The 18449-nt window shown below is 73.3% G+C and carries 20 protein-coding genes; 9 read left to right on the forward strand and 11 right to left on the reverse strand.

The window, feature by feature from the left end; genetic code table 11:
* Positions 1–102: 102 nt before the first annotated feature.
* From J5Y05_RS28235 to J5Y05_RS28265, 7 genes are all read left to right on the forward strand, one after another.
* Complete coding sequence (locus J5Y05_RS28235) at positions 103–873, forward strand: DeoR/GlpR family DNA-binding transcription regulator (RefSeq protein WP_030419999.1); 771 nt, start codon at positions 103–105, stop codon at positions 871–873.
* A 124-nt stretch (positions 874–997) separates the two neighbouring features.
* Positions 998–2368 carry an ABC transporter substrate-binding protein gene (locus J5Y05_RS28240; protein WP_210876119.1) on the forward strand — a complete coding sequence of 457 codons (1371 nt, stop codon included), beginning with the start codon at positions 998–1000 and terminating at the stop codon, positions 2366–2368.
* On the forward strand, positions 2365–3312 hold the full coding sequence (locus tag J5Y05_RS28245; protein WP_210876120.1) for a carbohydrate ABC transporter permease: 948 nt from the start codon (positions 2365–2367) through the stop codon (positions 3310–3312). The genes J5Y05_RS28240 and J5Y05_RS28245 overlap by 4 nt, the downstream gene beginning before the upstream one ends.
* On the forward strand, positions 3312–4187 hold the full coding sequence (locus J5Y05_RS28250) for a carbohydrate ABC transporter permease (protein ID WP_210876121.1): 876 nt from the start codon (positions 3312–3314) through the stop codon (positions 4185–4187). The genes J5Y05_RS28245 and J5Y05_RS28250 overlap by 1 nt, the downstream gene beginning before the upstream one ends.
* Complete coding sequence (locus tag J5Y05_RS28255) at positions 4184–5173, forward strand: zinc-dependent alcohol dehydrogenase family protein (protein ID WP_210876122.1); 990 nt, start codon at positions 4184–4186, stop codon at positions 5171–5173. The genes J5Y05_RS28250 and J5Y05_RS28255 overlap by 4 nt, the downstream gene beginning before the upstream one ends.
* Before the next feature lie 134 nt (positions 5174–5307).
* Positions 5308–5541 carry a hypothetical protein gene (locus tag J5Y05_RS28260; protein WP_210876123.1) on the forward strand — a complete coding sequence of 78 codons (234 nt, stop codon included), beginning with the start codon at positions 5308–5310 and terminating at the stop codon, positions 5539–5541.
* Between the two features lie 106 nt (positions 5542–5647).
* Positions 5648–6877: a TerD family protein gene (locus J5Y05_RS28265; protein WP_210876263.1), complete on the forward strand. Its 1230-nt coding sequence runs from the start codon at positions 5648–5650 to the stop codon at positions 6875–6877.
* 135 nt (positions 6878–7012) lie between these two features.
* Here the strand turns inward: J5Y05_RS28265 and J5Y05_RS28270 are convergent, their stop codons facing one another.
* The 4 genes from J5Y05_RS28270 to J5Y05_RS28285 form a co-directional block, all read right to left on the reverse strand.
* Positions 7013–7624, reverse strand: coding sequence for a DUF1707 SHOCT-like domain-containing protein (locus tag J5Y05_RS28270; protein WP_247615463.1), 612 nt, complete (start codon positions 7622–7624; stop codon positions 7013–7015).
* Between the two features lie 108 nt (positions 7625–7732).
* Positions 7733–8749, reverse strand: coding sequence for a 1-aminocyclopropane-1-carboxylate deaminase (locus tag J5Y05_RS28275; protein WP_210876124.1), 1017 nt, complete (start codon positions 8747–8749; stop codon positions 7733–7735).
* A 16-nt stretch (positions 8750–8765) separates the two neighbouring features.
* A complete protein-coding gene (locus tag J5Y05_RS28280) occupies positions 8766–9410 on the reverse strand; it encodes a GntR family transcriptional regulator (RefSeq protein ID WP_210876125.1) in 645 nt (214 codons plus the stop codon).
* 105 nt (positions 9411–9515) lie between these two features.
* Entirely contained in the window at positions 9516–10952 is a 1437-nt protein-coding gene (locus J5Y05_RS28285) for a hypothetical protein (protein WP_210876126.1), read from the reverse strand.
* A 283-nt stretch (positions 10953–11235) separates the two neighbouring features.
* On the opposite strand from J5Y05_RS28285, the gene J5Y05_RS28290 reads away from it, so the two are divergent.
* On the forward strand, positions 11236–13062 hold the full coding sequence (locus tag J5Y05_RS28290; RefSeq protein WP_210876127.1) for a DUF8508 domain-containing protein: 1827 nt from the start codon (positions 11236–11238) through the stop codon (positions 13060–13062).
* Between the two features lie 90 nt (positions 13063–13152).
* Here J5Y05_RS28290 and J5Y05_RS28295 read toward each other — a convergent pair whose 3' ends face one another.
* On the reverse strand, positions 13153–13593 hold the full coding sequence (locus tag J5Y05_RS28295; protein ID WP_210876128.1) for a DUF3618 domain-containing protein: 441 nt from the start codon (positions 13591–13593) through the stop codon (positions 13153–13155).
* A complete protein-coding gene (locus J5Y05_RS28300) occupies positions 13590–14009 on the reverse strand; it encodes a phage holin family protein (RefSeq protein WP_210876129.1) in 420 nt (139 codons plus the stop codon). The genes J5Y05_RS28295 and J5Y05_RS28300 overlap by 4 nt, the downstream gene beginning before the upstream one ends.
* Before the next feature lie 154 nt (positions 14010–14163).
* On the opposite strand from J5Y05_RS28300, the gene dapA reads away from it, so the two are divergent.
* Positions 14164–15123, forward strand: a complete 960-nt coding sequence (dapA, locus tag J5Y05_RS28305; RefSeq protein WP_210876130.1) for a 4-hydroxy-tetrahydrodipicolinate synthase — start codon at positions 14164–14166, stop codon at positions 15121–15123.
* 65 nt (positions 15124–15188) lie between these two features.
* Here dapA and dapD read toward each other — a convergent pair whose 3' ends face one another.
* From dapD to sufU, 5 genes are all read right to left on the reverse strand, one after another.
* On the reverse strand, positions 15189–16178 hold the full coding sequence (dapD, locus tag J5Y05_RS28310; protein ID WP_210876131.1) for a 2,3,4,5-tetrahydropyridine-2,6-dicarboxylate N-succinyltransferase: 990 nt from the start codon (positions 16176–16178) through the stop codon (positions 15189–15191).
* 378 nt (positions 16179–16556) lie between these two features.
* Entirely contained in the window at positions 16557–17093 is a 537-nt protein-coding gene (locus J5Y05_RS28315; RefSeq protein WP_210876132.1) for a TetR/AcrR family transcriptional regulator, read from the reverse strand.
* A complete protein-coding gene (locus tag J5Y05_RS28320; RefSeq protein WP_210876133.1) occupies positions 17093–17413 on the reverse strand; it encodes a DMT family transporter in 321 nt (106 codons plus the stop codon). The genes J5Y05_RS28315 and J5Y05_RS28320 overlap by 1 nt, the downstream gene beginning before the upstream one ends.
* A 228-nt stretch (positions 17414–17641) precedes the next feature.
* Positions 17642–17974, reverse strand: coding sequence for a metal-sulfur cluster assembly factor (locus tag J5Y05_RS28325; RefSeq protein WP_210876134.1), 333 nt, complete (start codon positions 17972–17974; stop codon positions 17642–17644).
* A complete protein-coding gene (gene sufU / locus J5Y05_RS28330; RefSeq protein WP_210876135.1) occupies positions 17971–18438 on the reverse strand; it encodes a Fe-S cluster assembly sulfur transfer protein SufU in 468 nt (155 codons plus the stop codon). The genes J5Y05_RS28325 and sufU overlap by 4 nt, the downstream gene beginning before the upstream one ends.
* Positions 18439–18449: the final 11 nt, after the last annotated feature.

Here is an 18449-nt window from a genome sequence, read left to right on the forward strand (position 1 = left end):
TATAACAAGCCTGGTCAGAACCTCATACCGCCTGTAGAACATCCTGCAAGGGCCGCACAGGGCCCGAACGGGCAGCGAGATCAGGAAGCAGGTGGTCGACCCATGGGTCACGGGACGGCCGAGGAGCGCCAGCGCGAGATCGTGCGCATGGCACGCGCCACCGGCTCGGTCGACGTCACCGCGCTCGCCGCCGACCTGGGCGTGGCGAAGGAGACCGTACGACGGGACCTGCGCGCCCTGGAGGACCACGGTCTGGTGCGCCGCACCCATGGTGGCGCCTACCCCGTGGAGAGCGCCGGCTTCGAGACGACCCTCGCCTTCCGCGCCACCAGTCACGTCCCGGAGAAGCGCCGGGTGGCCAACGCCGCCGCGGAACTCCTCGGGGACGCCGAGACGGTCTTCGTCGATGAGGGCTTCACCCCGCAGCTCATCGCGGAGGCCCTGCCCCGGGACCGGCCGCTCACAGTGGTCACCGCCTCCCTGCCGGTCGCCGGGGCGCTCGCCGAGACCGGCACCATCCATGTCCTGCTGCTCGGCGGGAGGGTCCGCTCCGGCACCCTCGCCACCGTGGACCACTGGACGACGAAGATGCTCGCCGGCTTCGTCATCGACCTGGCGTTCATCGGCGCCAACGGCATCTCACGCGAGCACGGTCTGACCACGCCCGACCCGGCGGTCAGCGAGGTCAAGACCCAGGCGGTCCGGGCCGCGCGCCGGGTGGTGTTCGCGGGGGCCCACACCAAGTTCGGAGCGGTCAGCTTCTGCCGGTTCGCCGACATCGGCGCACTGGAGGCGATCGTCACGAGCACCCTGCTCCCGGCGGCCGAGGCCCACCGCTACTCCCTGCTCGGGCCGCAGGTCCTCCGGGTCTGACGACGGGTCCGACGGCCCCGAACCCCGTACCCCCGTCCCCTCCGTACCCCCGTCCCCCCGCATCCCAAGACACCCCCACACGTCGCACAAGTCCCCGTAAGTACCGACAGATTCTGGAGTACCCATGCGAACCCAGAGCCGACGCTCGCCACGGTCCCTCGTCACCGTGGCCGCGATTGGGACGCTGATCGCTCCGCTCGCCGCCTGCTCGGGCGCCGGCGGGTCCGGAGGGTCCGACGGCGCGAGATCCATCAACGTCCTGATGGTGAACAACCCGCAGATGGTGGAGTTGCAGAAGCAGACCGCGGCCAACTTCACCAAGGAGACCGGCATCGAGGTGAACTTCACCGTCCTGCCGGAGAACGACGTCCGCGACAAGATCAGCCAGGACTTCGCCAACCAGGCCGGTCAGTACGACGTCGCCACCCTGAGCAACTACGAGATCCCGATCTACGCCAAGAACGGGTGGCTGCACTCCCTGGACGACCACGTCAAGAAGGACACCGCCTTCGACCAGGGCGACATCCTCCCCTCCATGACCAAGGCGCTCACCGCGGAGGACGGCAAGCTCTACGGCGAGCCGTTCTACGGCGAGTCCTCCTTCCTGATGTACCGCAAGGACGTCCTGGAGAAGGAGGGGCTCTCCATGCCGGAGAAGCCCACCTGGAAGGAGGTCGCCGAGCTGGCCGCCAAGATCGACGGCTCGACGCCCGGCATGAAGGGCATCTGCCTGCGCGGCCTGCCCGGCTGGGGCGAGGTCATCGCGCCGCTGACCACCGTGGTCAACACCTACGGCGGCACCTGGTTCGACGAGAACTGGAAGGCCCAGCTCGACTCCAAGGAGTTCAAGCAGGCCACGCAGTTCTACGTCGACCTGGTCCGCAAGCACGGCGAGTCGGGCGCCGCCCAGGCCGGTTACGCGGAGTGCCTGAACAACATGACCCAGGGCAAGACGGCCATGTGGTACGACGCCACCGCCGGCGCCGGTTCCCTGGAGGCGAAGGGCTCGCCCGTCGCGGGCAAGATCGGCTACGTGCCGGCGCCGGTCGAGAAGACCGACGGCTCGGGCTGGCTCTACACCTGGGCGTGGGGCATCCAGAAGGCGTCCAAGAACTCCGACGACGCCTGGAAGTTCATCTCCTGGGCCTCCGGCAAGGAGTACGAGAAGCTCGTCGGCGAGAAGGCCGGCTGGTCCAACGTCCCCGCCGGCAAGCGCGCCTCGACCTACGACATCCCGGAGTACCGCAAGGAGGCCGCCGCCTTCGCCGACGTCACCCGGGACGCCATCGCCGACGCCAAGCCCGAGAACCCGGGCGTGCAGCCGCGGCCCGCGCCCGGCATCCAGTTCGTCGGCATCCCCGAGTTCACCGACCTGGGCACCAAGGTCTCCCAGGAGATCAGCTCCGCGATCGCCGGACGCCAGTCGGTGGACGAGGCACTGAAGAAGGCCCAGAAGCTCGCCGAGGCCGTCGCCGATAAGTACGAGGGATCATGACCTTGACGTCCCCGCCCCGGGCCGCCGCCACCGTCTCCGGACGGCCGGCGGCCCGGCGGCCGAACCGCATGCGCGCCTGGGCCACCCGGGCGCCCCTGCTGCCGGCGCTGATCTTCATGATCATCGTCACCCAGCTCCCCTTCGTGGCCACGCTGGTGATCTCGTTCTTCGACTGGAACGCGCTCTACCCCGACCAGCGCCGCTTCGCCGCCTTCGCCAACTACGGCGAGGTGCTGACCAACCCCGAGCTGCGCAAGTCGGTGGGGACGACGATCCTGCTGACGGTCACCGTGGTGCTGGTCAGCCTGGTGCTGGGCCTGCTGCTGGCGCTGCTGCTGGACCGCCGCTTCCGCGGCCGGGCCGTGGTGCGCACCATGCTCATCGCGCCGTTCCTGCTGGTGCCGATCGCCGCCGCGCTGATGTGGAAGCACCTGCTGTTCAACCCGGAGTACGGGCTGTTCAACGGCATCCTCAACGCCATCGGCGGGGAAGGGGCGATCCAGCCGGACTGGATCTCCGAGATGCCGCTGCTGGCGGTCGAGGCCGCGCTGATCTGGCAGTGGACCCCGTTCATGATGCTGATCCTGCTGGCCGGCCTGCAAAGCCGCGACTCGGAACTGATCGAGGCGGCCCGGATGGACGGCGCGAGCGGATGGCAGATCTTCGTGCACATCACGCTGCCGCACATGCGCCGCTACCTCGAACTCGGCGTGCTGCTCGGCTCGATCTACATCGTGCAGAACTTCGACGCGGTGTTCACCATCACCTCCGGTGGACTGGGCACCGCCAACCTGCCGTACACGATCTACCAGACGTTCTACCAGGCGCACGAGAACGGGCTCGCCTCCGCGGCCGGCGTCATCGTCGTGATCGGCTCGCTCATCCTGGCGACCTTCGCGCTGCGCGTGGTGTCGTCGCTGTTCCGTGAGGAGGTGTCCCGCTGATGGCCACCGCCACCGCCACCGCGGCCCGGACCACCGGCGCCGCCCCGCGCAAGGGCCGCGTCCAGGGGGCCGTCCTGGGCGTCGTCGCCTGGCTCGCCGGGCTCGTGTTCGTGATGCCGCTGCTCTGGATGGTGCTGACGTCCTTCCATTCGGAGACGGACGCGGCGACCAATCCGCCGTCGGTCGCCGCCTCCCTCACCCTGGACGGGTACCGCGAGTTCTTCGGCCTGACCGGCGGCGCCAGCCCCTGGCCCGCGCTGATCAACTCCCTCACCGCCTCGCTCGTCTCCACCCTGCTGACGCTGCTCCTGGCGCTGCCGGCCGCGTACGCGCTGTCCATCCGGCCGGTGAAGAAGTGGACCGACGTCCTCTTCTTCTTCCTGTCGACCAAGATGCTGCCGCTGGTCGCCGCGCTGCTGCCGATCTACCTGTTCGCCAAGAACACCGGTCTGCTCGACAACATCTGGATGCTCGTCATCCTCTACACGGCGATGAACCTGCCGATCGCCGTCTGGATGATGCAGTCCTTCCTCGCCGAGGTCCCGGTGGCGATCATCGAGGCGGCCCAGATCGACGGCGCCCGCCTGCCCACCGTGCTGGGCCGCGTGGTCGCGCCGATCGCCCTGCCGGGCATCGCGGCGACCGCCCTGATCTGTTTCATCTTCAGTTGGAACGAGCTGATGTTCGCCCGCGTGCTCACGGGCGTGGTCGCGGAGACGGCCCCCGTCTTCCTCACCACGTTCATCACCAGCCAGGGCCTCTTCCTGGCCAAGGTGTGCGCCGCGTCGCTCGTCATCTCCCTGCCGGTGCTCGCCGCAGGGTTCGCCGCCCAGGACAAGCTGGTCCAGGGCCTGTCGTTGGGAGCCGTGAAATGAAGGCCGCCGTCATCGAGTCCGTGGGCAAGGCCGTCGTCGCCGAGGTCCCGGACCCGACGCCAGGGCCGCGCGAGGTCGTCGTCGAGGTCGCGGCCTGCGGCCTGTGCGGCACCGACCTGCACATCCTCCAGGGCGAGTTCGCTCCCACGCTGCCCATCGTGCCGGGCCACGAGTTCGCGGGCGAGGTGGTCGGCGTCGGCACCCAGGTCACCGAGGTGGCCGTCGGCGACCAGGTCGCGGTGGACCCGTCCCTGTACTGCTACGAGTGCCGCTTCTGCCGCAACGGCCAGAACAACATGTGCGAGAGCTGGGCCGCGATCGGCGTCACCACGGCGGGCGGGGCCGCGCAGTACGCGGTCGCCCCGGTGGCCAACTGCGTCAAGCTGCCCGAGCACGTGCGCACCGCGGACGCCGCCCTGATCGAGCCGCTGTCCTGCGCGGTCCGCGGCTACGACGTCCTCCAGTCCCGGCTCGGCGCCCACGTCCTGATCTACGGTTCCGGCACCATGGGCCTGATGATGCTGGAGCTGGCCAAGAAGACCGGCGCGGCCAGCGTCGACGTGGTCGACGTCAACCCGACGCGGCTGGAGACGGCCCGCACCCTCGGCGTCTCGGGCTCGGCGGCCGACGCGGACGAGCTGGACCGGCCGCAGGGCTGGGACCTGGTCATCGACGCCACCGGCAACGCGGCGGCGATCCAGGACGGTCTGGGCCGGGTGGCCAAGGCCGGCACCTTCCTCCAGTTCGGCGTCGCCGACTACGCGACGCGCGTGACGATCGACCCGTACCGCATCTACAACCAGGAGATCACCATCACCGGGTCGATGGCGGTCCTGCACAGCTACGAGCGGGCGGCGGAGCTGTTCGCCAACGGGGTGCTGGACCCGGACGTCTTCATCAGCGACCGGGTGCCGCTGGACCAGTACCCGCAGGCGCTGGACCAGTTCGCGTCGGGCGTCGGCCGGAAGATCGTGGTCATCCCGTAGACAGCGGCCCGAGGGGGGGCCGGGCGGACCGGCGGCGGCCGACGCGGGGGCGGGCCGGCGCCGGGGGGCGCCGGGCCGGAGCCCCGGGGGAAAACCGGTGGGCCGCCGCTGCCTTCGCGCCCTGCCCTCCCCGCATGCCCCGACCCCACGGTTTCGCCTACGAGGCGTACGAGAGCGGCACCGTCCGCATCACCCACCACGGGCACCCCGCGGCCACCCTGAACGGGCCGCGGGCCGCCCGGTTCCTCGACGAGGTGGCCGCCGGCGACCCCCAGCTCGTCATGGCGCGCCGGACCGGCAACCACCGGCGCGGCAACGAGCGCACCGCCCGCGACCACCCCCGCAACCGGCCGCGCGGCCGGCGCTGAAAAGGCCGGCCGGGCCGTCCTGCGGACGCCGCGACGGCCCGACCCGATCGGCCGAAGGGTAAGGGAACGGCAAAACGGTGTCGCTCGTTCACCCGGCATGACCGCTATGACCCCCGGTTCGAACATCCCGTTGTCCGCCGCCCGCGTGGCGGTGGACGTGGCCGCTCCCGTGCGGCTCGATGTCTCGGGCCTGCTGCTCACCGCCGACGGCAAGGTGCGCTCCGACGACGACTTCATCTTCTACAACCAGCCCTCCGGGCCGGGCGTTACGTACCGTTCCGGCGGCGGCACCGCCCCGGACGCCGTCACCGTCGACACCGCGGCCGTCCCCCCGGCCATCGAGAAGATCGTCGTGACCGCCAGCCCGGACGCGGCCGGGCAGTCCTTCCAGGGCATCGAGCCGACCGCGACCCTGCGCGACGCGGACACCGGGACCGTCCTCGCCACCTTCACCCCGCCCCGGCTCGGCACCGAGACGGCCCTCGTCGTCGTGGAGGTCTACCGGCGCAACGGCGCCTGGAAGGCCCGCGCGGTCGGCCAGGGGTACGCCGACGGACTCGCGGGCATCGCCACCGACTTCGGCGTCAGCGTGGAGGAGCCGGCCGCACCGGCCGCACCCGTCGCACCGGCCGCCCCCGCCGCACCGCCGGCCCCCGACCGGGCCCCGGTCTTCCCGCCGCCCCCGGTCAACGCGCCGGCCATGCCCGCCGCCCCGCCCGCGCCGCCGGCCGCCCCGCCCGCCCCGGCCCCGGGCGCCGGGAAGATCAACCTGGACAAGGGCCGGGTCAGCCTCACCAAGAACCAGACGGTGTCGCTGGTCAAGGGCGGCCGTCCGGTGCTCTCGCAGGTCCGCATGGGCCTCGGCTGGGAGCCCGCCTACCGGGGCAAGGACATCGACCTGGACGCGTCGGTCATCGCGTACGGACCGCAGCGCGACCACGTCGACAGTTGCTACTTCGGCAAGCTCCAGATCCTGGGCGGCGCCGTGCGGCACTCCGGGGACAACCTCACCGGCGAGGGCAGCGGCGACGACGAGACGATCACCGTCGACCTCGGCCGGCTCCCGCAGGAGGTCAGCGGGCTGGTCTTCACGGTGAACTCCTTCTCCGGCCAGAAGTTCACCGAGGTCGCCAAGGCGTACTGCCGTCTCGTGGACGCCGCGAGCGGGGAGGAGCTGGCCCGCTTCGACCTCACCTCCGCCGAGCCGCAGACCGGTGTGATGATGGCGAAGCTGATCCGCCAGTTCACCGGCGAGTGGGAGATGACCGCGATGGGCGACTTCGTCAAGTCCCGTACGGTGCGCGGCATGGTGAAGCCCGCCGCCGCGGCGCTGTAGCCACCGCCCGCGGGCAGGGGGCGCCGGTCCGCACCGCGGACAGCGCCCCCACGCCGTCCCCGGGCCGTCCCCACGCCATCCCCACGCCATCCCCACGCCGTCCCCGGGCCGTCCCCGGGCCGGTCGCCCGTCGTTTCAGCGGCCGGTGCGGCGGGCGCGGGCCAGTTCGAAGCGGCTCGGGTAGCGGACCTTGAGGTTGCCCATGCGCACACGGCCCGTGAAGCGCAGGACCGGGGCGCCCGCCTCCGGGCGGTCCGTGGCGCGGTTGACGACGTGGCCGAGGCCGGTGCTCACCTCGCTGGTGCGGACCTCCCAGCCGCGCGGGACGACGACGACCATGTTGCCCATGCCGACGGTCACCTCGACGCTGACCTGGCGCTGCCGGCACTCGGCACCGGTGAAGTCGACCTTGATGTTGCCCATGCCGGTGGTGGCCACGATCGTCGTCGGCACCACCCAGTAGCCGGTCTGGCGCAGGCTGCCGCTGCCCGCGTCCAGGACGAGCGGGTCCGGCCACCCCGCCGCCTGCGCCGCCTCGGGGAGGTCCGCGACGAGGGGTTCGAGGTCGCCGAAGGTCTTGGCGGCGAACGCCCTGTCCAGCCGTTCCTCCAGTTCGTCCAGGGAGAGCCGCCCCTCCCCCATGGCGTCGCGCAGCCGCTCGGCGACGGCCTCCCGGTCGGTGTCGGCGACCCGCAGGTTCCGGTCGGGGTCGGACGGTCGGCGGGGCGTCAGGTCACCAGCGGTCATGGCGGACGATTCTACGGCGCGGGCGCCCCGGCCGGACGTCCCGGTCCCGGAGGAGTACCCGGCCGGTCCGGACGCGGACACCGGTCCCGGCCGGGGCGACGGCGCCGTCTAGAAGAGCGCGCTGTAGGCGTTCAGCGCGGGCTGGCCACCGAGGTGGGCGTAGAGCACGGTCGCGTCGCGGGGGATCTCGCCCCGGCCGACCAGATCGACGAGGCCGGCCATCGACTTCCCCTCGTAGACGGGGTCGGTGACCATGCCCTCGGTGCGGGCGGCGAGCCGCATCGCGTCGAGGGTCGTCTCGTCGGGCACACCGTAGATCCCGGCGTGGTACCGCTCGTCCAGTTCCACGTCGGCCTCGGTGAGTTCGCCAGTGACGCCGATGAGCCGGGCGGTGCCCTGGGCGATGCGGGCGATCTGCTCGCGGGTGCGGGCCGGTTCGGCGGAGGCGTCGATGCCGAGCACCCGGCGGGGCCGCCCGCCCGCCTCCTCCAGGGCGCGGAAGCCGGCGATCATGCCGGCCTGGGTGGAGCCGGTCACCGAGCAGACGACGACGGTGTCGAAGAAGACGCCCGCGGCGCGCTCCTGCTCGGCCACCTCGTGGGCCCAGCCGGCGAAGCCGAGCCCGCCGAGCGGGTGGTCGGAGGCGCCGGCGGGGATGGCGTACGGCTTGCCGCCGCCCTCCTCCACCTCGCGCAGCGCCTGCTCCCAGCTCTCCTTGAAGCCGATGCCGAAGCCGGCCCTCACCAGCCGTACGTCGGCGCCGGCCAGCCGGGAGATCAGGATGTTGCCGACCTTGTCGTACACCGCGTCGGGCCAGTCCACCCAGCTCTCCTGCACCAGCACGCACTTGAGCCCGGCGCGGGCGGCGACGGCCGCGACCTGACGGGTGTGGTTGGACTGCACGCCGCCGATGGAGACGAGGGTGTCGCAGCCCTGGGCGAGGGCGTCGGCGACCAGGTACTCCAGTTTGCGGGTCTTGTTGCCGCCGTAGGCGATGCCGGAGTTGAGGTCCTCCCGCTTGGCCCACAGCGCGGCACCGCCGAGGTGCTCGGTGAGCCGCTCCAGCGGGTGCACGGGCGAGGGCCCGAGGAGCAGCGGGTAACGGGCGTACGAGGAAAGGGACATGGGAGGGTCCTCCGGATCACTCGGGGTCGGCGAGCCCTTCCAGGCTGCGCCAGATGTCCGCCGTGACACGGAGCGCCGTCTCCGTGTCCCCGGCCGCGCAGGCGTCGATCAGTTGCCCGTGCAGTCCGGCCGAGCGGCAGGTGCCGCCCTCGCCGAAGCGGCGGCGTTCCAGCCGGCGGATGAGCGGGGTGTAGCGGGCGATGGTCGCCGCCGCGGCGCCGTTGCCGGCGGCGCGGACGAGGACGTGGTGCAGTTCGTCGTCGGCGCGCAGGGCGCCGTCCACGTCCCCGGTGCCCACGGCGGCGGAGAAGCGGTCGTTGGCGGCGCGCATCTCGTCGAGGTCGGCGGCGCGCAGCCGGGGCACGGCGACACGGGTGACCAGTTCGTGCATGGCGCCGACCACGGCGGCGGCGTTGCGCACCTCGGCGGCGACGACCGGGGTGACCCGGGTGTAGCTCTGCGGCTTGCTCTCCAGCAGCCCTTCGTCCACCAGCCGGGAGAACGCCTCGCGCACCGGCGCCCGGGAGAGCGCCAGCCGCTCGGCGAGGTCGGCGTCCCGCACGACGGCGCCGGGCTCGATCTCCCCGGCGACGATCGCGTCGCGGATCGCCTCGTAGGCACGGTCCCGGAGCAGGGTGCGGGGTACGGGTCGGATGGCCACGACTGAAATGTTAGATGTCAGAGCCGCCCCGGAACAAGGGGCCGTGCCCTGCGGCCCGGCACGGCCCCCTCGCTCCGCTCGGCGCTCCTCGGGAGCGCGCCCGTCTCAGCCGGGCTGCTCGCCCCGCTGCGAGCGTGCCTTGAACGCGGCCTTGCGCGCCTCCTTGGCCGCCCGCTTGTCCGGGTGGAGCCGGCCCACCGCCTCCAGCACCTCCGCGGTGGCCGGGTGGGCGACCCGCCAGACCGTCTCGAAGAAGCCGCTGTGCTGCCGGGCCAGGCCCTGGACCAGGGCGCGCAGCTCCTCGGAGTCGCCCTCCGCGGCGAGCTGCGCGGCGAGCGTGTCCACGGTCAGCCAGAAGACCATCGCCTCCGGCGGCGCGGGCACGTCCCGGGCGCCGTGCTCGGTCAGCCAGACACGGGCCAGCCCGCCCAGTTCGGCGTCGTCGAGGACGTCCCGCAGCGCCGGTTCGGCCTCCGGGCCGAGCAGGGACAGCGCCTGCTGGCAGCGCAGCCGGCGCAGCGGGGCGCCCGCGTCGGTGCCGCGCGCGGCGGCCAGCAGCTCGCGCGCCGCGGCCAGGGGCTCCCGGCCGGCGAGCCACCGCTCGGTCTCGGCGTGCGCGGCGAGCGGCGGGAAACCGGCCGTGCCGTCGAGCAGGGCGTCGGCGCCCTTGTCCGCGAGGTCGCCGACGGCCGGGGCGGTGAAACCGGCCTCCAGCAGGCGGGCGCGGAGCCCGTACAGGCCGAGCGGGGTGAGCCGCACCATGCCGTAGCGGGCGACGTCGCTCTCGTCGACGGGCGCCCCGGGCTCCTCGTCCGCGTCGGCCATCAGGGCCTCGTCGACGGGCCGGTACGCGACCAGGCCGATGGGCTCCAGCATCCGGAACTGGTCGTCGAGCCGCATCATCGCGTCGGAGATCTGCTCCAGCACGTCGTCGGTGGGCTCGTTCATGTCGCCGGGGACCAGCACGGAGGCGGCCAGCGCGGGCAGCGGCACCGGGGCGTCGCCGGGGGTGTTCTCGCTGACGGTGAGCAGGTAGAGGTTGGCGAGCACGCCGTCCAGGAACTCGGCCTCGGCCTCGGGGTCCCAGTCCAGGCCCGAGAGGTCGACCGCGCCGCCCTCGGCGACCAGGTCCACCAGATCGTCCAGGTCGGGCACGCTCGCGTCGGCGAGGACCGTCTCCAGCGCGGTGAGCCACACGGCGAGGACGTCCTGCGGGGAGCCCCCGGTGAGCAGCGCCATCTCCTCGCCGGCCGCGACGGTGCCCTCGTCCTCGTCGACGATCTCGACGAGTCCGGTGTCCACCGCGACCCGCCACGCCTCGCTCGCCTCCGCCGCCGCGTCGTCGCCGGTCAGCGCCAGTGCCCGCGCCGCGGCCGGGATCTGCTCCTCGACGAGCCCGCCCCCGGCGTCGACGCGGGTGTCCGGGCCCGCCCAGCGGGCGATCCGGACGGCCCGGGAGAGCAGCGGCGCGGAGAGCGCGTCGCGGGCCAGCTCCGCCTCGGGGCGCAGGCGTACGGGCGGCAGGGTGGAGCGGTCTGACATCGGCTGTTTCTCCTCGCGCACCTCGTCCGCCGCACGGCCATCCTCCGCCGTACGGCTCAACCGCTCAGCCTAGACGGATTTCCCCCCGGACCGCCCGGTTCACCTCCCCGACCCCTCGCGTACAGGGTCCGAACCTTGACAACGCCCTTGGCCAGGCAGGAGATTGACGCGCGTAGAAAACGGGGGGACAGCCGTACACCGAGGCCCGCACGACCGTCCTCCCGCATCGCGTGTCCGTACCGTCCCCGTCCCGGCGTCCGTCACCTCCCCGGAGGAGCCCCCGTTGGCCAGCCAGTCCGTCACGCGCCTCGCCGCGCTCACCGTCGCCACCGCCTGCTCGGCGGCGTCCCTCGTCGTCCTCGGCCCGCCCGCGCACGCCGATTCCGTGCGCATCCACGACATCCAGGGCACCACCCGGATCTCCCCGTACGCCGGCCGGCAGGTCGCCGACGTGCCCGGCATCGTCACCGGCGTCCGCGACCAGGGCTCCTCGCGGGGCTTCTGGTTCCAGGACCCGCGGCCGGACGCCGACCCCGCCACCAGCGAGGGCGTGTTCGTCTTCACCAGCTCGGCCCCCCAGGTCGCGGTAGGCGACGCGGTCACCGTCTCCGGCACGGTCTCGGAGTTCGTGCCCGGCGGCACCGCCTCCGGCAACCAGTCGCTGACCGAGATCACCCGGCCCACGGTCACCGTCGTCTCCCACGGCAATCCGGTACCGGCCCCGGTCGTCGTCTCCGCCCGCTCCGTGCCCCGCGCCTACGCCCCCGCGGGCGACGCCGACGCGGGCGGCTCGGTCAACGCCCTGCCGCTGCGGCCGGGCCGCTACGCCCTGGACTACTACGAGTCCCTGGAGGGCATGAACGTCCAGGTCGCCGACGCCCGCGTGGTCGGCGCGAGCGACCCGTACACCGAGCTGTGGGTGACGGTGAGGCCCGGCGAGAACGCGAGCCCCCGGGGCGGCACCGTCTACGGCTCCTACGAGGCCCAGAACACCGGGCGGCTCCAGGTCCAGACGCTGGGCGAGCCGGCCGGCTTCCCCGCCGCCGACGTGGGCGACACCCTCGCGGGCGCCACCACCGGCCCGCTCGACTACAACCAGTTCGGCGGATACACGCTGGTCGCCCGTACGCTGGGCACGCTCACCGCCGGCGGGCTCGCCCGGGAGACCACCCGCGAGCAGCGGCGCGACGAGCTGTCGGTGGCCACCTACAACGTCGAGAACCTCGACCCGTCCGACGGAACCTTCGCCGCGCACGCGGAGGCGATCGTGCGGAACCTGCGCTCGCCCGACATCGTCTCCCTGGAGGAGATCCAGGACGACAACGGCGCCGTGGACGACGGCACGGTGACCGCCGGCGTGACGGTGGGCAAGCTGATCGACGCGATCGTCGCGGCCGGCGGCCCGCGCTACGACTGGCGCTCGGTGGACCCCCTCGACAAGGCGGACGGCGGGGAGCCGGGCGGCAACATCCGCCAGGCGTTCCTCTTCGACCCGCGGCGGGTCTCCTTCACCGACCGTCCCGGCGGGGACGCGGTCACCGCGACCGGGGTGGTGAAGGCGCGCGGCAAGGCCGCGCTGACCCACTCCCCCGGCCGAATCGACCCCGCGAACCCGGCGTGGCGGAACAGCCGCAAGCCGCTGGCCGGCGAGTTCGCCTTCCGCGGACGTACGGTCTTCGTCATCGCCAACCACTTCGCGTCCAAGGGCGGAGACCAGGGGCTGACGTCCGCGTACCAGCCGCCGGCCCGGAGTTCGGAGACGCAGCGCCACCTCCAGGCGACGGCCGTGAACACCTTCGTCAAGGAGATCCTGGCCGTCGAGAAGAACGCGGACGTCATCGCCCTCGGCGACATCAACGACTTCGAGTTCTCCGGCACGACCCGGCGCCTGGAGGCCGGCGGCGCGCTCTGGTCGGCGGTCAGGTCGCTGCCGCCGGGCGAGCGTTACTCGTACGTCTACCAGGGCAACAGCCAGGTGCTCGACCAGATCCTGGTGAGCCCGTCGATCCGGCGCGGCGGGCACCTGTCGTACGACAGCGTGCACATCAACGCCGAGTTCCACGACCAGATCAGCGACCACGACCCGCAGGTGCTGCGGTACCGCCCGTAGAGCGCCGCACCGCGCCGCGCGGTCCCGCCCGAGGGCGGGGCGCGCGGCGCGGTGTTCCGCGTGCCGGTCCCTTTCGGTACCGGGCCGGTCTCAGTGGTGCGGGTGCGGGCCGTGGCGGCGGCGCAGCACCCCGGCGGCGACGGCGGCGCCCGCCACGGCCCCCGCGACCAGCACGGGAGGCGGAGGGCGCCGCCCGGAACGGACCTCGCCCTCGGTGACCGGCCCCGGCGCCCGTTCCCGGGCGGCGCCCCCGGCCCGGTGGGCTCGGCCGCGCGCGCCGTGCCCGGCGTGCGCGGCCGAGCTGCGCAGTTGCACGGTCGCGGCGCCGGCCTTGTCCCGCAGGTCGGCGGCACGGGTCTTGGCGCGGCCCTTCACATCGGCCTTCCCGGCCAGTTCCTCGACGGTGTCGCCGAGCTGACGGCGGGTCCGCTCGATCTGGCGGCGCAGTTCGTCGGGCCCCTTGGCCCCGGTGGCCGGCTCGGCGGTGGAGCCGGCGCGGGCGGCGTCCGCCCCGTCGGTGGAGTCCGTCATCGGTGCGCCCTTTCCCTGATCTCGTCGACGTCGGCCCTGACACTGCCGAGGGTCTCCTCGGGTTTCGGGGGTACGGCACGCCGGAGCTGTGCGCGGCCGACGAGCGCCAGCACGCCCGCGATCAGGAAGAGCGCCCCGGTCACGACGAGTGCCGCGGCCCAGACGGGCAGCACCAGCCAGAGCGCGGCGACGGCCGCGCCGGCCAGGGCGATCAGGCCGACGTACGCGAGGGCGCCCGCGGCCCCCAGCATGCCGCCGCCCCGGCCGGCGCGTCGCCCCTTCTCGGCCATTTCCATCCTGGCGAGGGCGATTTCCTGGCGCACGAGCCGGGAGAGCTGTTCGGTGGCCTGCCCGACGAGTTCGCCCACGGAGTGGTGCTCGTCGCGCACGGGCCGGGTGTGCAGGGTCCCGGTCACGGTCCGCCTCCTCTCGGTTCGGGACACCCCGGGTACCCCCGGCCGCGGCGCCCTATCCGCGCGCGCCGCCGATCAGGACTTCTCAGCGCGGCTTACGGATACCCTGTAGCGGAATTAAGTAGAGCTTCACGATCGGGCGGCGGAGACTGCGTCCATGACGCCACTGCCGCCCTTGCCGTCCCAAACGCCCTCAACGTCCCGAACGGCCCAGCCGCCCCGGACGACCGGCGCCCACCCCACCAGCCCCTTCGGCCGCGCCCTGTGCGCGATGGTCACGCCCTTCACCGCCTCGGGCGCCCTCGACCTCGACGGCGCCCGGCGCCTCGCCGACCGCCTGGTCTCGGGCGGCTGCGACGGGCTGGTGCTCTCCGGCACGACGGGCGAGTCGCCGACCACGACGGACGCGGAGAAGGCGGCGCTGGTCACGGCGGTGCGGGAGGCGGTCGGGGGGCGGGCGACGCTGATCGCCGGGGTCGGCACGGCGGACACCCGGCACACCGTGGAGCTGGCCCGCGCGGCCGAGAGGGCGGGCGCGGACGGCCTGCTGGTGGCCGCGCCCTCCTACAGCAGGCCACCGCAGGAGGCACTGGAGGCGCACTTCCGGGAGGTCGCCGACGGCTGCGGCCTGCCGCTCGTCCTGTACGACATCCCCGCCCGCACCGGCGTCCGCATCGAGCCCGACACCCTGGTCCGCCTCGCCGGGCACCCGCGGATCGTCGCCGTCAAGGACTGCGCGTACGACCTCCTCGGCACCCAGCGGGTGCTCTCCCGCACCGATCTGGCCTACTACGCGGGGTGCGAGGAGCAGATCCTCCCGCTGTACGCGATCGGCGCCGCCGGCTACGTCAGCACCGTCGCCAACGCCGTGCCGGAGCTGCTCCGCGCCGTCCTGGACGCCTTCGACGCCGGGGACACGGCACAGGCGGCCCGCCGCCAGCGCGGGCTGCTGCCGCTGATCGAGGCGGTGATGGCGACGCCCCTGCCCGGCACGGTGACCACCAAGGCCCTCCTGACCGCCCTCGGCCTCCCCGCCGGGCCGCCCCGCGCCCCACTCCGCCCGGCCCCCGCGGAGACGACGGCGAGGCTCCTCGGCGCGTACGCCGCCCTCCGCTGAGCCCCGCACGCCGACGGGCGCCCTCCCCGCCTCGGGAGGGCGCCCGGCAGTGCGCCGACACGTCGTCAGTTGTGGCTGTGGAGGATCTCGTTGAGGCCGTTCCAGACGGCGTTGTTGGGGCGGGCCTCGACGGTGCCGGTGACCGAGTTGCGGCGGAAGAGGATGTGGGAGGCGCCGGACAGCTCACGGGCCTTGACCACCTGGCCGTCGGGCATGGTCACGCGGGTGCCCGCGGTGACGTACAGGCCGGCCTCGACCACGCACTCGTCGCCCAGCGCGATGCCGACGCCCGCCTCGGCGCCGACCAGGCAGCGCTCGCCGATGGCGATGATCACGTTGCCGCCGCCGGAGAGGGTGCCCATGGTGGAGGCGCCGCCGCCGATGTCCGAGCCGTCGCCGACCACGACGCCGGCCGAGATGCGGCCCTCGACCATGGAGGTGCCGAGCGTGCCCGCGTTGAAGTTGACGAAGCCCTCGTGCATGACCGTGGTGCCCTCGGCGAGGTGGGCGCCCAGGCGTACCCGGTCGGCGTCGGCGATGCGCACGCCCTTGGGGGCGACGTAGTCCGTCATGCGCGGGAACTTGTCGATGGAGGTCACCTGGAGGTGGTGGCCCTCGGCGCGGGCGTTGAGGCGGACCTTCTCGATGTCGGCGACGGCGACGGGGCCCAGCGAGGTCCAGGCGACGTTGGCCAGGTGGCCGAAGATGCCGTCCAGGTTCTGGCCGTGCGGCTTGACCAGACGGTGCGAGAGCAGGTGCAGGCGCAGGTAGGCGTCGTGCGCGTCGATCGGCTTCTCGTCGAGGGAGGCGATGACCGTGCGGACCGCGACGACCTCGACCCCGCGGCGGGCGTCCGGGCCGGTCGCCGCGGTCGCGCCGCCGCCGAGCAGTTCGGCGGCGCGCTCGGCGGAGAGCCGCTCGGTGCCGGCCGGGCCGGGTTCGGCGGAGAGTTCGGGGGCCGGGAACCAGGTGTCGAGGACGGTTCCGTCGGCGGCGATCGTGGCAAGGCCGGCGGCAACGGCGCCGGTGGCGCGGGGAGCAGTCGTGTCGGTCATGAGGGCAACCTAACCGGCCGGGGGCACCGGGTGCGAACCGGTCGCCGGGACGTCTCGCCAGGTGGCGGCCCCGGGACACGCGGGGTGCGCCCGGACGGGCCCGGGACACGCGGGATGTGCGCCGCACGGGCCCGGGACACACGGAGATACACGCCCGGACGGCCCGGGACGCGCCGGGGGCCCGCCCCCCGTGGCCTACGACACGCCGAGCGCGCGCCCGCACGACCACGACACGCGCGGGATGCGCCCCCGCACGGCCCACGACTCGCCGAGCGCGCGCCGAACAGTCCAGGACACGCCCGGGGACACGCCCGGGGACACGCCCGAACCGCCCGCGCCCCGCCGCCCGGCGCCCTCACCGCCCCGGCCGCGCCCCCCTCAGCCCAGCAGCCGGGCCAGCGCCCCGCGCGCGTACTCCTCGTCGTACGGGGCGTCCGTCAGCAGCACCTGGAGGCAGATGCCGTCCATGAGGGCGACCAGCGCCCGTGCCGTCGCCGGTTCGGTGCGGTGGGAGAGCAGCGCGGACACGTCCTCGGCCCATTCGGCGGCGACCGGGCGCAGGGCGGGGCGGCGCAGCGCGGCGAGGTACAGCTCGTACTCCAGCTCCACGCCGGTGCGGTCGCCCGCCAGCCAGTCGCCGAGCATCCCGGCGAGCGCCCCGGCCAGGTCGGAGTGCGGGTCGGCGAGGGCGGGGTGCTCGGCGACCACGGTGGCGAACCCCTCGTTGGCCTGCCGCAGGGCGGCGACCAGCAGTTCGTCCAGGGTGGCGAAGTGGTACGTCGTGGAGCCGAGCGGCACGTCGGCCTCGGCGGCGACGGTGCGGTGACTGAGCCCGGCGATGCCCTTGCGTCCGACGACCCGGATCGCCGCGTCGATGATCCGCTGCCGCCGGCCGGGGTCGTGGCGCCGGGCCATCAGTGCGCGCCGCCCATGTTGAGCACCACCACGCCGACGATGATCAGCGCGATGCCGGCGGCCTTGGCGGCGGTCACCCCCTCGCCCATGAACATCACCCCGATGGCGGCGATGGCGGCGGTGCCGATGCCCGACCAGATGGCGTAGGCGGTGCCGACGGAGAGGGTCTTGAGGGTCTGGGCCAGCAGGGCGAAGGAGACGACGTAGCCGAGGAGGGTCAGCAGCGACGGCCCGAGCCGGCTGAAGCCCTCGCTGTACTTCATGGCGGTGGTCCCGGCGACCTCGGCGGCGATGGCTGCGGCGAGCAGCAGGTATCCCATGTGTACGAGCGTACATAGCGGCGGGGTGCGCGGGAACGGGCCGGGCGCCTCCGCGCGGTCCCCGGCCGCGCGGTCCCCCTCCGCACGCTCCTCGCCCGCGCGGTCCCCGGCCGCGCGCACACGGAGACGGCGACGCCCGCACGGGGCGTCGCCGTCTCGGTGACACGGGGTGGTGCCCGGCACGCGCCGGTACGCGGAGCACCGCGGCCCGGCGGCCGGCGGGGAGGCTCAGACGTTGAAGCCGAGGGCCCGCAACTGCTCGCGGCCGTCGTCCGTGATCTTGTCCGGGCCCCACGGCGGCATCCAGACCCAGTTGATCCGCAGCTCGTTGACGATGCCGTCGGTGACTGACTTCGCCTGGTCCTCGATCACGTCGGTCAGCGGGCACGCCGCCGACGTCAGGGTCATGTCGATGGTCGCAATGTTCGACTCGTCGACGTGGATGCCGTAGATGAGACCCAGGTTGACCACGTCGATGCCCAGTTCGGGGTCGACGACGTCCATCAGGGCCTCGCGGATCTCCTCCTCCGAGGCCGGCTTCATCTCCACGGTCTCGCTCATGCCGTCTCCTTCTCGGCGCCGGCGCCTTCCAGCGCCTGGGCCGTCGCGTCCTTCCAGGCCATCCAGCTCAGCAGGGCGCACTTGACCCGGGCCGGGTACTTGGACACCCCGGCGAACGCCACGGCGTCCTCCAGGACCTCCTCCATCGCCTCGTCGGGCTCGATCCTGCCCTTGGACTGCATCAGCTCCAGGAAGGTCTCCTGGATGCGACGCGCCTCGGCCAGGTCCTTGCCGACCAGCAGCTCGTTCAGCACGGAGGCCGACGCCTGGCTGATGGAACAGCCCTGCCCCTCGTAGGAGACGTCTTTGACCGTCGTGCCGTCGTACTTCACGCGCAGGGTGATCTCGTCGCCGCACGTCGGGTTGACGTGGTGCACCTCGGCGTCGCCGTCCCGCAGGCCCCGGCCCTGCGGGTTCTTGTAGTGGTCCAGGATCACTTCCTGGTACATGGAGTCCAGCTTCATGCGATCGCTCG

The sequence above is a fragment of the Streptomyces tagetis genome (assembly GCF_018069565.1).
Classification (GTDB): domain Bacteria; phylum Actinomycetota; class Actinomycetes; order Streptomycetales; family Streptomycetaceae; genus Streptomyces; species Streptomyces tagetis.

Bases quoted from the DNA above. Each gene is read 5' to 3' on its own strand.
- J5Y05_RS28245 (WP_210876120.1), top strand. From the start codon at position 2,365: ATGACCTTGACGTCCCCGCCCCGGGCCGCCGCCACCGTCTCCGGACGG.
- J5Y05_RS28235 (WP_030419999.1), top strand. From the start codon at position 103: ATGGGTCACGGGACGGCCGAGGAGCGCCAGCGCGAGATCGTGCGCATG.
- dapD (WP_210876131.1), bottom strand. From the start codon at position 16,178: ATGACCGACACGACTGCTCCCCGCGCCACCGGCGCCGTTGCCGCCGGC.
- J5Y05_RS28260 (WP_210876123.1), top strand. From the start codon at position 5,308: ATGCCCCGACCCCACGGTTTCGCCTACGAGGCGTACGAGAGCGGCACC.
- J5Y05_RS28275 (WP_210876124.1), bottom strand. From the start codon at position 8,749: ATGTCCCTTTCCTCGTACGCCCGTTACCCGCTGCTCCTCGGGCCCTCG.
- J5Y05_RS28250 (WP_210876121.1), top strand. From the start codon at position 3,312: ATGGCCACCGCCACCGCCACCGCGGCCCGGACCACCGGCGCCGCCCCG.
- J5Y05_RS28320 (WP_210876133.1), bottom strand. From the start codon at position 17,413: ATGGGATACCTGCTGCTCGCCGCAGCCATCGCCGCCGAGGTCGCCGGG.
- J5Y05_RS28325 (WP_210876134.1), bottom strand. From the start codon at position 17,974: ATGAGCGAGACCGTGGAGATGAAGCCGGCCTCGGAGGAGGAGATCCGC.
- J5Y05_RS28240 (WP_210876119.1), top strand. From the start codon at position 998: ATGCGAACCCAGAGCCGACGCTCGCCACGGTCCCTCGTCACCGTGGCC.
- J5Y05_RS28315 (WP_210876132.1), bottom strand. From the start codon at position 17,093: ATGGCCCGGCGCCACGACCCCGGCCGGCGGCAGCGGATCATCGACGCG.
- J5Y05_RS28270 (WP_247615463.1), bottom strand. From the start codon at position 7,624: ATGACCGCTGGTGACCTGACGCCCCGCCGACCGTCCGACCCCGACCGG.
- dapA (WP_210876130.1), top strand. From the start codon at position 14,164: ATGACGCCACTGCCGCCCTTGCCGTCCCAAACGCCCTCAACGTCCCGA.
- J5Y05_RS28255 (WP_210876122.1), top strand. From the start codon at position 4,184: ATGAAGGCCGCCGTCATCGAGTCCGTGGGCAAGGCCGTCGTCGCCGAG.
- sufU (WP_210876135.1), bottom strand. From the start codon at position 18,438: ATGAAGCTGGACTCCATGTACCAGGAAGTGATCCTGGACCACTACAAG.
- J5Y05_RS28295 (WP_210876128.1), bottom strand. From the start codon at position 13,593: ATGACGGACTCCACCGACGGGGCGGACGCCGCCCGCGCCGGCTCCACC.
- J5Y05_RS28265 (WP_210876263.1), top strand. From the start codon at position 5,648: ATGACCCCCGGTTCGAACATCCCGTTGTCCGCCGCCCGCGTGGCGGTG.
- J5Y05_RS28285 (WP_210876126.1), bottom strand. From the start codon at position 10,952: ATGTCAGACCGCTCCACCCTGCCGCCCGTACGCCTGCGCCCCGAGGCG.